This is a genomic window from Hyphobacterium sp. (genome assembly GCF_965228115.1).
In the GTDB taxonomy this organism is placed as follows: Bacteria; Pseudomonadota; Alphaproteobacteria; order Caulobacterales; family Maricaulaceae; genus Hyphobacterium.
Genome location: NZ_OZ245794.1, coordinates 2,437,975 through 2,450,846 on the forward strand (window position 1 = coordinate 2,437,975; position 12,872 = coordinate 2,450,846).

Genomic DNA, 12,872 nt, shown 5'->3' on the forward strand with positions numbered 1-12,872 from the left:
GCTGCCCGCATGCTAGCCTACCGCGAGAGCAGCGGGAGGCATGGATGCGGACGGTCTGGATTGGCATTTGGGCGGTATGGATGAGCGTCGCGCCAGCTTTGGCGCAAGATCTCCTCGTGCAAAGCGGCCCTGTTGAAGAGGCCGCTTTCGCCGGTATCCATGACGACGCCTTCAGGCTCGCTCCTGGTGAACGCTTGCAGCTAAACCTACCTGAGGGCGGCGACCAGGCCGTCATTCATGACCGTAGCGAAACCACATCCTTGGGCGAGCGCCTCTGGATTGGTCATCTGGCGGAGGCCGGCCTAGCCTACCGGGTGATACTGACGCAAGGGCCATCGGCTTTATTTGGTTATATCGCAACGCCAGACGGAGCCTGGACGCTGGCACCGGCCTATCCCGGAGGACCGGCAGAATGGTCTCGCGCGTCCCACCCTCCGGCAGAGCCCGGCGCGGATGTTCTGGTCCCGGCAGCGCCTTCTCTAACGCGCGCGCTTGATGTCCTGCGCCTGCAGCAAGAGACCGCCGCAGACGTTCCGATCGGGTCCAATGGCACGGTGGATATTGCCATCGTCTACACCCAGGGCATGCGTAACTATTATGGCCTGGGCCTGACGACCCGCGCCCAGCACCTGGTCAATGTGCTCGATCAGTCGCTGATCGACAGCGATGCCGGTTTGCGGGTTCGGCTGGTGGGGCTCCGTCAGGTGCCCGGTCCATGGGATGAATTCACCTCCACGATCGAGACCATTGATGATCTTCTGGCCGGGGCCAGCTATGGCCATGCCGGGACTGAACGTGATGTCACCGGCAATTGCTCGAATGGTCCGGCGGGCTGCATCAATAATGGCGATCTCTCGCCCTTGCTGGCCTGGCGAAACGCGGTCGGCGCAGACATTGTGGTCATGCTGCGCCGCTACTGGCGGGCCCAGCAGACTTTTTGCGGCGTTGCCTACCTTCCGGGGTTCGGCGCTGAACAGGACATTGATCCGGCCGAAGACTGGGTGCTGGGCGTGGCCGTCAGCGGCGATGGACCGGACGGCAATAATACGGGCATCAGTTGTGGTGATCTGACGTTCGCGCACGAAGTCGGCCATAATCTGGGGTCCACGCACAATGTTGAAAACACCAGCGGATTTGGCGTGTTCCAGTTTTCCTACGGACACCGGATAGACTGTAATTTCCGGACCATCATGGCCTATGATTCCACGCGGTCTGGCGTGAATTGTAACCGGCCAACCCAGAACGAAACCTGGTTGCCGCGCTTTTCAAATCCGGCCCAGTCCGACTGCCTGGGAACGGCCTGCGGCGTGGCACCGGGCCAGCCCCATGTCCGCGGTTCGGCGGCCGATGATACCACCACGCATTCGGATAATGCGCGCTCCATGCGCGAGCTGGGCTGGCGGGTGCGCGATTACCGGCCCGAAGGTCAAACCGTGCGTGCCGCCATCCTGCCCTATAGCCGGACGGTGGCAGTCAACACACCGGCAACGGCCTTTGTCTCGATCATCAATCCAGCCTCGACGGGCGGGTCTGCGACGGGGTGCGGTTTGCAGCTGCATGGCGCTGCACCGAATGAATTCAGCTTCCAGCAAACCGACCCGGCCACCAATCAGCCGATCGGAAATCCCGGTGATCTGGCCACCATCCCCGCAGGCGGCGTACAAAGCTTTGTTGTGTCGGTGACGCGGCCCTTTGCCGAGATCCATTCCGACCTTCGCATTGAAGCCTCCTGTGCTGATCGCGGACCGGCCCCGGCCATCAACGGCGTCAATACATTCCGCCTGACCACGTCCAATAATCTGTTGCCGGATCTGGTCGCGCTGGCGGCAACCACCAGCAATAACGGGTTTGTGGAATTGCCAGCCGGCGGCGGAGCCGGCGCGTTTTCGGTCGCGGCGGTCAACCTGTCGGCCAATGGCCAGTTGACGGTCACACCGGAACCCGGCCCCGGTGCGGCACCATTATCCGTTCTGGAAATCTGCCGGACCCATGCCACGACCGGCCAGTGCGAAACACCGCGCGCCGCCTCGGTCACGCTCAATGTCGCCAATGGCGCAACACCGACTTTTGCGGTCTTTGCCCGCTCTGCCGGGCCGGTTCCGTCCGCCCCGGCGAGCAACCGGATTTTTGTCAATTTCCGGACCCAGAGTGTCCAGCTCGTCGGCTCGACCAGCGTCGCCTTCCGCACGCAATAACAGACCGGATGGCGATACGCTGGACTATGGCGCGGATGGCCAGCTGGCCGTGCTCGATGGCACCAGCCACTTTTAATATGATGGCCTGAACATTGCCGCTGACTGGACGCATGACGGGTTCATCAAGCGGCGCGGAGCCTGCCCCGGACTTGATCCGGGGTCTATGACGGTGGCGAGGCCCCGCTGATGGATTATGACGGCGTGGGCACGTCGCTTCGCGTCTGGTATCTCACCGATGAGCGCGGCTCTGTCATGGCGCGCACCAATGACAGCGGCAATGTGTTCGGCGTCAATCGCTATGATGAATACGGTAATGAGCCCGCGCTGGCGAACTCCGGCACCTTTGGCTATGCGGGCATGGTGCGGCTCGACTTCGGCACGCTGACGCACAACCGCAACCGGGCCTATCATCCCGGCTTTGGCCGCTTCCTGCAGATGGACCCGATCGGCCAGGCGGGCGGCTTGAACGTCTATGCCTATGTCGGCGGCGATCCCGTCAACTATGTCGACCCGCTGGGGCTGAGTGCTGAAGAGGGGCCCAGAGATCGTATTCTCGTTACCACTACTCCGCCAGACCCCTGCACCCTGCACGGAGCCATTTGTGGCGATGACTATTTGCAGCAATTCAGAGATACATTCGCGGAAGATCTCAGGAATTGGGCGTTGCGGGGTTTGGCAATCGCGTCAGCCAAAATTGGATCATTCGTTCGCGCTTCCGCGCTTGAAGCTATTTGCAGGCCGCAATCAGGTGTAGGGTCGCCTTTCAGAAGAAGTCATGGCGGTCGAAATCGGAACTACTATACCCCAGAAGGAGCAATAAGCGATGCGGCGCACGGCGCCGCTTCGCGAAGAGGGTTAGGTACTGCTCGCGGAGGTATTTCCACTAGTGGTGATGACCGCGAGAATAGATTAGCGTCGGGCTACATGAATATTGCGCAAGCGGCTTTTGTACGTGAACGAGTCGGGCCTGCCTTCACCACTTACCATGCGGGCCCCGCCACCGATTACGGCGGCAACAGTTCTTTAAACGATGGTGGGTTCGGGAATCGTTATGCGATTGTTGTTGCAGCTGGTCCAAACTCGAACCGATTTTGGCGACTTGCCGCACAAAATGCCGGTGTGGATCGTGCCTATCAAGCGCTCGGTGGGAGGGTTTTTCAGCTCCGTTTTTGGCGCACAGAGGATGGTAGAAGGTATTATTGCTGACATGAAACGCGAATTTGCTTTTGCTATTGCGGTCATTGCTTCAATCTGTGGCAGTTCTTGTCACGCTCAGATAGAGAGCGAGAACGAACAGTTTTTCGGTTTCCCAAGACACCTGCAGGCAGCAATAGTCGATGGCGAAGTTTTGCCGGGCACCGAAGCCTGGATTGTCGGCGATTTTGTTTTCGAGAGTAAATATTACATCGTCGATCCGGGGGACAATTCTGTTCGATTGCTGGTGACGCCGAACGGCGATCAACAAGAAGAATGTCTGGAAAGGTCGCTGGACCAGCCCATACGCCTGGTCGGCTTCCTCGGCGAGCAGTTTGAAATTGTCGAGGTGATCTCGGTAACTCCGATCACTGAGCCTCCGACCGACGAATTCATTTGCTACTTCGTCGACGGCGTCGATTTGTGGATGAATGATGACTAGCGCTGCAAAAGCGGCAAGCGCAGCTTGTCACCTAGGAGAGCCGAAACAGCGCCTTAGCAATTCGCAGTCAGAATAATCAGGAGTGAAATTGTGCAACTGATTGTAATTGCTTGGGGAATATCGATAATTAGTCTCTATGTTTATCACTATTTTTTATCTGCGCATGTTACCAATGAGACGACCAGAGTGTTGATCTATGCCGTATTGATTGGAGCGTTCTCGCTGGTCATACTTATGGTTGCGGCCATGTTTTTCCGCGTGATTGTGATGGGCCTGCCGCCTTTGCCTTGAACATCGCCGCCGAGTGGACGGATGACGGGTTCATCAAGCGCGGAGCCTGCCCCGCACCTGATCCAGGGTCTATGATGGCGGGGAAGTGCTCTTAAATTGGGAGGCGAATTGTGGAGCTTTTGGGTCTGATTGTTTCAATGGCGTTGAATGGTTCCAGCCTCGCCTATGTGAAAGCAGATATTCCAGTTGATTTTAGGAGTAGCGACCAAGCGATATTGCGTGTGGCACTTGTCAGTGATTTGGCGGAGTCTACAGGCGAGTGCGTGACGCCTCATTCCATAGCCGGAAATACCGAAATACTGATCTTCGAGAGCCGTTGTGAAGGCTGGCAAGGGCTCTTGGCTGAATATGACATGTCTTGGCGCTATGTCTCGGTTGAAGAGTATTGTTCGCATTTGCGGGACGATCTCGGAAGGCGGTATCCGGAAGGATATGCTCAAGGATACGAATTGCCTTGCGACCCCGACTAGGGGACGTCGAGCTAGACCAGCGAATATCTTCCACACACCCTGGTGACCCCGGCAGGATTCGAACCTGCGACCCTCAGATTAGGAATCTGATGCTCTATCCTGCTGAGCTACGGGGCCAGTCCGTGGCGCGCCTTTATGGCTCTTAGCCGGTCCGGCGCAGCCAGAAAAGCGGCAATCGAGCGCCGCGCCCGGCTTCCGGCTTCAAACGGCCAGACCGGTACCATCCGATACATCCTGTTTGCCGCTTGGAAACCCTGTCATCGTCAATTCATTGGGCAAGAGCGACGGAAGTGTTTACCGTATCACGTTGAAGACTTGAATCAGCTTGCCGATTGAGGGGAGGTGGAGAGCCGATGCACCTGCGATTGTCCGCGATATTCAGTGCGCTGTGCTTGCTAATAGTGGTCAGCAGTGCCGCCTTGGCGGGAGATCTGGGCGCGGCGGTTTCGCCTGCAGCCCGCTCTGTCGCCTTGCCCCCCGGCGGCACGGTAACGGCCACCACTTTTGCCACCGTCATCAACCGGACAGATGGCGCGCTGGGCGGGTGCGAGGTCGAACTGCCCGGCCGCTTCCGCCAGTTTGATCTGGATTTCGCCTGGACCGACCCGGGCACCAATGCGCTGATCCCGGGCAGTGAGAACACGCCGTTCTCGCTGGGGCCGCGCGCCTCGCAATCGCTGGTGCTGGCGATTACCGGTGATGAAGCCTTTGATGGCGTCATCCCGCCGGTCTTTGAATGCGCAACCGGGACGCCCGCAGATTCGCTCTATGGCATCAACACGTTTGAACTGCAGATATCTGATACCGCCCCGCCGGATATTCTGGCCATTGGCCTTGCCCTGCCGAACAATGATGGCGTCATCCGCATTGCCTCGGAAGGCGGGCGGCAGGCCATGGCGGTGGCCGCGATCAATATTGGCGCCGCAGCCAGTGTGACCGTCGGCCCGGTCGGGATTTATGGTCAGAATGCCGATTTGCCCGCCACGCTGTCCATCTGCCAGTCTGATGATCAGGGCCGCTGCATGGCAGCCCCGGTTCCACAACTCACCGTCCCCTTCGCCTCCAATGAAGTGCGCACTTTCTCTGTCTTTGCCCAGGCCTGGGATGGATCGGCCATTCCCCTGTCCCCGGCCAATAACCGTGTGGAAGTTCAATTTGTCGCCGACGGCCAGCTGGCGGCAGCGGCAAGTGCGGCTATCACCGCGCCCGGCCCGGATTTTCAGGTGCCCGCCCGCGATGCGCTGCGTCTGGCTCAACAGGCCACATTCGGTGCCAATCAGACGCTGGTGGACCGCATCCGCCGCACAGGGATCGAAGCCTGGATTGACGAACAGCTGGATCTGCGCACCTCGACCTATCAGGACCTCGCCAATCAGGCGATCCTGACGAATTTCTGCGATGGCGTGCCCCAGCCTTGCCGCCGGGATCATTTCTCGGCCTTCCGCCTTCAAATGCGGTTCTTCGACAATGCCATGAACAATGACGACCAGCTGCGCCAGCGGGTGGCCTTTGCCCTGTCGCAAATTCTGGTCGTCTCAGAAAACGGGATTCCGCTGAACTATGCCCTCTCGCGTTATCAGCAGGCGCTTCTGGATAATGCGTTCGGGAATTATCGCGACATTCTGGAGGAAGTCTCCCGCTCTCCCACCATGGGCGTGTATCTGGACACGGTTAATTCCCGCGCTGTCGCGCCGAACGAAAACTTCCCGCGCGAACTGTTGCAGTTGTTTGCCCTCGGTGAGGTCCGGCTGAACCGCGATGGCACGCCGGTTCTGGATGGGGAAGGCCGGGCCATGCCCGCCTATACCGAGGCCGACGTGCTGGAATTGTCGCGCGCCCTGACGGGCTGGGTCTATCCCACGCCGCCGGGCTTTTTGCCGTCCTTGCGCAATCCGGCCCTGTTCCATGCCGATATGGATGTCTTCAATGACGAGCATGATTTCGGGCCGAAAACCCTGTTTGGTCAGGGCCTGCCGGCGGGACAAGGCGCAGATGCCGATCTGGAACAGGCGCTCGACATCATCTTCAATCATCCCAACGTGCCGCCCTTTATTTCGCGGCAACTGATCCAGCATCTGGTGACGTCCAACCCGTCCCCGCAATATGTCGAACGGATCGCGGCCGTGTTTGAAAACAATGGTCAGGGCGTGCGCGGAGATCTGCGGGCTGTGGTCCGGGCCATTCTGCTGGATCCGGAAGCGCGGACCTATAATCCTGACGCCTCGCGCTCCGGCAAGCTGCGCGAACCGGTTTTGCTGATGACGTCTGTAATGCGCCTGATCGGCGCGAACACAGATGGTTATGCCTTCCTGCGCCGCCTGGGTGGAACCGGACAGGTGCCGTTTGAAAGCCCGTCGGTATTTAATTTCTACCCGCCCGATTTCGCCCTGCCGGGCTCGGACGGTCTGGTCAGCCCGTCTCAGGGTCTTATCAATATGAGCTCGGTGTTTGAACGCCATAATGTGATCTACGACTGGACCTATCAGGGAAAAACCAATCGTTGGGACTGGCGACCGCTGACCAGCTTTGCTGGCTCATATGGCACGCAGGTCGACTGGTCGGCCTGGGGCCGGCTGGCGTATAATCCGGATCGCTTGCTGGATGTGCTCGATGAATATGCGCTGGAAGAGGACCTGACCCCCACGCAGCGCAGCGCCATCATTGCCGCCATGAATGCCGATAATTACTGGGGTGACCCGCTGATCGCCTCGCAACAGCGCGCGCGGCTGGCGGTCTATCTGATCACCACCTCCCCGCAATTCCAGCTGGATCATTAGGAGGGCGATATGCCGATCAATCGACGCGAAGTTCTCCAACTGGTCACAGGCGCAAGCCTGACAGCCTTCATGCCCTCAATGGTCCGGGCGCAAACCGTCGGCTCCGGCGGCTATCGGGCCATTGTCACGCTTTTCCTCTATGGCGGGAACGACTCCAATAACGCCATCATCCCGATGGATGGCCGCTATACGGATTATGCGTCCGCGCGCGGCGGAGCTATCGCCATCCCCCAGAATGACGTTGTGCCGCTTAACGGCACAGCCTTTGGCGTCCATCCCTCGCTGGCGCCGCTAGCCCCGATCTGGGATGAGGGCGCGCTGAACTGGGTATTCAATACCGGTCCGCTGCTCCAACCTTTGACGCGTGAGCTTTATGAAAGCCGCCCGGATTTGCGGCCAGCCAATCTCTTCTCGCATGATGCGCAGCAAAACCTCTGGCAGACCGCCGGCACAACCTCGGAATTGCCGACCGGCTGGCTTGGCCGCGTCGGCGACCAGCTGGCGGATGCCGGCGTTCAGGCCGGTTCGGTGTCACTGTCGGGGGCGCAACGCGCCATGATCGGCCAGCGCAATAATCCGCTTCTGATTTCCGGGTCGAATCTTCGCTTGAGTGGTCAGGACCCGACCAGCACGGATGCGGATGACATCGCCCGGCGGGCGGCCTATCAGGCCATGCTCAACGCGACGCAAGCGTCTACCCTGGGTGAATTATCAGCCGCTATTATGCGCCGCGATATTGATGCGGGCGCGCAGCTGGACATCATCCTCAATAGCGATGGCTCTGCGGTGGATGCAGCATTTGTCGATCCGCAAGGTAATCAGGTGACAGGCTCACTCGCCGATCAGCTGCGCCGGGTTGCGCGGCTGATCGAGGGCCGCACCCAGCTTAATGCCACGACACAGTCCTTCATTGTTGCAACTGGCGGGTTCGATAATCACCGCAACCAGGCCGGCACGCATGCCGGCTTGCTGGCCAATGTCGGGCGCTGTGTCTATGCCTTCTACAACACGCTGAAAGTCCTGGGCGTCCAGAATGATGTTGCCCTCTTTTCCATGTCGGACTTCAACCGGCCACTGGGCGGCAATGGCTCGGCGGGGTCCGACCATGCCTGGGGCGGCCACCATTTCGTGGTCGGGGGTGGTCTGAAGCCCAACCAGTTGCTTGGCAGTTTCCCGAATCTTGCCATGGGCGGACCCGATGATGCCCGCACCAATGGCCGCTGGATCCCGTCCACCTCGATTGAGGAATATGGCGGCGCGCTGGCGCGGTGGCTGGGGGTTGCGGATGCGGACATGCCCTATGTCTTCCCGAACTGGTCGACCTGGAATGGCGGTGGCCGCGGCCCGGTAGACCTGTTTGCTTAAGGGTACATAGCTGTCAGCGCGGCCATCGCTTCGGCTATTATCGCCTCGTCGTTCAGTTCAGAGATCTCCTCAGCCTCGCTTGCCGCATTGAAGGCCAGCAAAATCGGTTCTCCGGTCACCGGCAGCATATTGATCCAGCTTGTAAAGCGGCCCAGCCGAGGCCCGAAATAAAGCAGAGAATGCGCTCGCTCATCCCAGAAGGGGCGATCAAATTGTAGGTACACCTTGTTCAGGAGACCCATGCCCAGATCATTGATCGCGGCTAGTTTCGTTGCGGGCAAGCCCGGCGAGAACCGCAGACGCCTTGCCTTCAACACGCCCAGCGGCAGCGTGACGACAACGGCATCAAATAAATCGGTCCCGCGCGTATGGGTCAGCCGCACCTGGTCGCCTTCGAAGGCCACACTATCGACCGATCGGCCCAGTTGTATCTCAAAATTGCTGACCAGCGATTGCGGCACCTGATCATAGCCGCCCGGAAACAACATGTCGGGTCCAGAGAATGCTTCACCTTCCTCCCAGGCCTCGTCGGACAGGTATTCGAGGTCAGCGCCCAGATTGGTCTCGATGGAAACCCGCCGGTTATAGTCGGCCGGCCAACGCCAGATACGGCGCCGCGCGCCTTGTGCATCGCGAGCAACGACATTCTCATACTCTGTCTCAAAGCGCGCAATGCCGGCAGCGTCCGAAAGGTCTGTGATCGGGTTGCCACTACGACCGTGAATCCAGGACGCTCCCAGATCCAGTGGCACACCGAGCGAGCGGTCGGTCCAGATGCGCCCGCCGATGCGGTCGCGTGCCTCAAGAACCGTCACGCTCCGGCCTGCAGCTGACAAAGCGTTTGCGGCGGACAAACCTGCCATACCTGCGCCGACAATACCGATGGATTGAGCCTGTGTTTCCAACACCTCTTGCGCGGCCCGTTGACCCGACAGGTAGGCCCCATGCACGGTGGATGAATACTCGCGAGAGGTCGCCTCTCCAGCAAAAAACAAACGGTTTTCAACTGGCGCTGCCAGGTCATCGCGTTGTTCCGTTCTCGCATCGCGTGCCAGGAAGGAATAGCTGCCGAGCGCGAATGGGTCATGCCGCCAGTCGGTAATCAGGGCCCCGGTGGGCTGGGGGAGCGGAGTCCCCGCTCGACCCTGAGCTGGCCCGGCAAACACGCCCATCGCCGCAGTGCCGCCAAGTCCGCTTAGAATATCGCGTCGGTTCATAACAGCGCCCTCCAGGTTCGAGACTAGCAGGCCAGACTTGGATTTCTATTGGCTCGACAAACTCGCGGGCACACGCTTTGCTACCCGGCATGCGGGTGCTGGGATTCTTGATCGGATTGTGGATGGCCTTTTGCGCGGCCGCCGATGCCCAAGCGGGTACGGCAGAGCGGGCGGATAATCGCGGCCTGATTTCCTTTGAAACCGAAGCGGGAGAAACGCTGACCATTCGGTTGGCCGGGATTGAGTTTCCAAGGCCGGGCGCTCCGGGCCATGGTTTAGCGATGCGCGTTCTGGACGAAACGCTCAGAAACCACCCGTCAGTGGAGTTAATCGGTTTGAATGACCGGCAAGACCGATATGGAAATCTGATCGCAGATTTTGAGCTGGGCAATATGACCCTAGCCAATGTGATGGTCGGTAGCGGTTTTGCAATGGCTTATTCCTGGTCGGATATGCGGCAAGGGGCCGAATACCTCCTCTCTATTGAAGGGGAGGCGAGAGCAGCCCGGCGCGGCCTCTGGGAGGCGGGGATATTTGCCATCCGCACGCCTGATCCGAACACGCTCGCGCTCTACCTGGAGACGGTTCAGATCGTGGAAGGCCGGGTGATTTCCGTGTCAGAGACGCGCGAGCGGACCTATCTTAATTTCGGCTTTGATTACCGGACGGATTTCACCGTCTCGATTGCCGCGAGGGATGTCAGCACTTTTACCGAAGCCGGCCTCGACCTTGCCTCCCTGGAGGGCCGGATCATCCGCGTGCGCGGCTGGGTCGGAGCTATCAATGGCCCGTCCATGACGATTGATCATCCCGAACGGATCGAAGTTCTCACGCCCTAGATGAGGCCCGCCGTTTCGGGGTCTCCGAACCGGGTAACGAGCGATCTCTTGATCTTGTTGAGCGCTTGATGCTCGATCTGGCGCACACGCTCCTTGGAAATGCCCAGCTGATTGCCCAGCGTTTCCAACGTCACGACATCTTCCCCGAGTTTGCGTTCGCGGATGATCAGCTGTTCGCGCTCGGTGAGCGATTCCATCGCTTCGCGCAGCCACTGGCCACGCTTTTCCGCATCATGCGATTGCATGACAGCGGCTTCCGGTGCCGGACGCTCGTCTTCGAGCAGGTCCTGCCATTCGCCATCACCGTCTTCGGTGAAGGGCGCGTTCAAGGAGCGGTCAGAGGCCGCCAGACGCGAGGACATTTTCTCCACATCGTTTTCTGACACCCGAAGCGCCTTGGCTGTTTTCGCCCGGTTTTCCGGGCTCATCTCGCCGCCATTGATGTCATTGATCATCGCCCTTACGCGGCGCAGATTGAAGAAAAGCGTTTTCTGGGCCGAGGTCGTACCGGTGCGGACAATTGACCAGTTGCGCAAGACATAGTCCTGGATGGATGATCGGATCCACCAGGCGGCGTAAGTTGAAAAACGCACTTCCCGTTCCGGCTCGAAACGCGCGGCTGCCTGCATCAGGCCGACATTGCCTTCCTGCACAAGATCCGAGAATGGCAGTCCGTATTTCCGAAATTTCGCGGCAATCGCGATGACCAGGCGCATATAGGCCTGGGTCAGCGCATGCAGGGCTTGCTCATCCCCGTCATCCCGCCAGCGGATGGCGAGATCCTGCTCTTCTTCGCGTTCCAGCAGGGGCGCATCCATCGCATTGCGGAGGAAGGCCCGATCTGGGTCGGCGGACCGGGTGCGGGCGGGGGAAGGTGTGTTCTGAGCCATGACCGGGTTTACGATTGTGGCCAGAATGCGGATCACACAAAGTGCAGAAAAAAACACCCGGCACATAGGCCGGGTGTCTCTCAAGTCAAATTGTCGCAGAAAAAAGCGTCAGGCGGCTTTCTTCAACAACGTTTTCGACAGCATGTCGCGCGCAACGTCATGCTCGATATTTTCAACTGCTGCGACTTCGCGGACCATACGGTCAATCGCGGATTCATACAGCTGGCGTTCCGAATAGGACTGCTCGGGTTGATCTTCGCCACGGTGCAGATCCCGGACGACTTCTGCGATCGAGACCAGATCTCCGGAATTGATTTTCGATTCATATTCCTGGGCCCGGCGGCTCCACATGGTCCGCTTGACCTTGGCCTTGCCTTTCAGGGTTTTCATGGCGTCCTTGATAATCTTGTCAGACGACAAGGGACGCATGCCCGAAGCATCCGCTTTCGCGGTCGGAACGCGCAGGACCATTTTGTCCTGCTCGAATGTCACCACATAGACTTCGATATCGAAGCCGGCGACAGAGTCTTTCTCAACACCCATTACGCGGCCGACGCCATGCGCCGGGTAAACAATGTAATCGCCCTTTTTGTAGGACCGGTTATCATTTGCCGAAGTTTTGCTCATGGACACTCTCATCTGGACAAGGAAAAGACACACAGAATCTCCTCCTTTGATGGCCGCTTTTGATCAACAAAAATGGCCCTCAAAAGGGTCTGTATGCTTCTCCCCCGGAAAAAGGGCGCACGGTCACCGTCGCCCAACACGCCCAGTGTATATCATAATTTTTGGTTAAAAACAATTCGTTGGCGGACGAATGGTTTAGGAACCCTCGCCGGGCTTCTCGGAGAAATACTTTTCGTATTTGCCTTTTTCGGTTTCGTATTTCTCGGCATCCGGCAGGGGATCGGCCTTGATGGTGATATTCGGCCAGATTTCCGCAAACTTGGAATTAATCGCCAACCATTTACCGTCTGGATCATCCTCGGTATCGGGCACGATCGCCTCGACGGGGCATTCCGGCTCGCAAACGCCGCAATCAATGCACTCATCCGGATGAATGACGAGGAAGTTTTCGCCTTCGTAAAAACAGTCGACCGGGCACACCTCGACACAGTCGGTGAATTTGCACTTCACGCACGCGTCGGTGACAATATAGGTCATCGCAAAAAAGCCCTGAGAAATCCGGCGG

At 58.9% G+C, this 12,872-nt stretch carries 12 protein-coding genes and 1 tRNA gene; 8 read left to right on the plus strand and 5 right to left on the minus strand.

The window, feature by feature from the left end:
* Positions 1-44 precede the first annotated feature (44 nt).
* The 5 genes from ACO079_RS12535 to ACO079_RS12555 all read left to right on the plus strand — a co-directional run bounded on the left by ACO079_RS12535 (position 45) and on the right by ACO079_RS12555 (position 4,592).
* A complete protein-coding gene (locus tag ACO079_RS12535) occupies positions 45-2,195 on the plus strand; it encodes a reprolysin-like metallopeptidase (RefSeq protein WP_421790550.1) in 2,151 nt (716 codons plus the stop codon).
* Positions 2,196-2,381: 186 nt separating this feature from the next.
* Positions 2,382-3,401 carry an RHS repeat-associated core domain-containing protein gene (locus tag ACO079_RS12540; protein WP_421790552.1) on the plus strand — a complete coding sequence of 340 codons (1,020 nt, stop codon included), beginning with the start codon at positions 2,382-2,384 and terminating at the stop codon, positions 3,399-3,401.
* Position 3,402: 1 nt separating this feature from the next.
* On the plus strand, positions 3,403-3,831 hold the full coding sequence (locus tag ACO079_RS12545; RefSeq protein ID WP_421790554.1) for a hypothetical protein: 429 nt from the start codon (positions 3,403-3,405) through the stop codon (positions 3,829-3,831).
* Between the two features lie 90 nt (positions 3,832-3,921).
* Positions 3,922-4,122 (plus strand): hypothetical protein, encoded by a 201-nt coding sequence (locus tag ACO079_RS12550; protein ID WP_421790556.1) that lies wholly within the window; start codon positions 3,922-3,924, stop codon positions 4,120-4,122.
* Between the two features lie 110 nt (positions 4,123-4,232).
* Positions 4,233-4,592, plus strand: coding sequence for a hypothetical protein (locus ACO079_RS12555; protein WP_421790558.1), 360 nt, complete (start codon positions 4,233-4,235; stop codon positions 4,590-4,592).
* 40 nt (positions 4,593-4,632) lie between these two features.
* On the opposite strand, the gene ACO079_RS12560 is transcribed toward ACO079_RS12555, so the two are convergent.
* Positions 4,633-4,709 (minus strand) — tRNA-Arg (locus tag ACO079_RS12560).
* A 302-nt stretch (positions 4,710-5,011) separates the two neighbouring features.
* On the opposite strand from ACO079_RS12560, the gene ACO079_RS12565 reads away from it, so the two are divergent.
* Positions 5,012-7,369 (plus strand): DUF1800 domain-containing protein, encoded by a 2,358-nt coding sequence (locus ACO079_RS12565; RefSeq protein ID WP_421790559.1) that lies wholly within the window; start codon positions 5,012-5,014, stop codon positions 7,367-7,369.
* A 9-nt stretch (positions 7,370-7,378) separates the two neighbouring features.
* Positions 7,379-8,734, plus strand: coding sequence for a DUF1501 domain-containing protein (locus ACO079_RS12570; protein ID WP_421790561.1), 1,356 nt, complete (start codon positions 7,379-7,381; stop codon positions 8,732-8,734).
* Here the strand turns inward: ACO079_RS12570 and ACO079_RS12575 are convergent.
* On the minus strand, positions 8,731-9,951 hold the full coding sequence (locus ACO079_RS12575; RefSeq protein ID WP_421790563.1) for an FAD-dependent oxidoreductase: 1,221 nt from the start codon (positions 9,949-9,951) through the stop codon (positions 8,731-8,733). The genes ACO079_RS12570 and ACO079_RS12575 overlap by 4 nt on opposite strands.
* Positions 9,952-10,040: 89 nt before the next feature.
* Here ACO079_RS12575 and ACO079_RS12580 point away from each other — a divergent pair, with 89 nt between their 5' ends.
* Positions 10,041-10,790, plus strand: a complete 750-nt coding sequence (locus tag ACO079_RS12580) for a thermonuclease family protein (RefSeq protein WP_421790565.1) — start codon at positions 10,041-10,043, stop codon at positions 10,788-10,790.
* On the opposite strand, the gene ACO079_RS12585 is transcribed toward ACO079_RS12580, so the two are convergent.
* The 3 genes from ACO079_RS12585 to fdxA form a co-directional block, all read right to left on the minus strand.
* On the minus strand, positions 10,787-11,680 hold the full coding sequence (locus tag ACO079_RS12585; protein WP_421792963.1) for an RNA polymerase factor sigma-32: 894 nt from the start codon (positions 11,678-11,680) through the stop codon (positions 10,787-10,789). The two genes, ACO079_RS12580 and ACO079_RS12585, sit on opposite strands and share 4 nt — an antisense overlap.
* A gap of 108 nt (positions 11,681-11,788) precedes the next feature.
* The gene (locus tag ACO079_RS12590) at positions 11,789-12,307 is read right to left on the minus strand and encodes a CarD family transcriptional regulator (RefSeq protein WP_421790566.1); all 519 of its coding nucleotides are present in this window, start codon (positions 12,305-12,307) and stop codon (positions 11,789-11,791) included.
* 195 nt (positions 12,308-12,502) lie between these two features.
* Positions 12,503-12,844, minus strand: a complete 342-nt coding sequence (gene fdxA / locus ACO079_RS12595; protein WP_421790568.1) for a ferredoxin FdxA — start codon at positions 12,842-12,844, stop codon at positions 12,503-12,505.
* Positions 12,845-12,872: the final 28 nt, after the last annotated feature.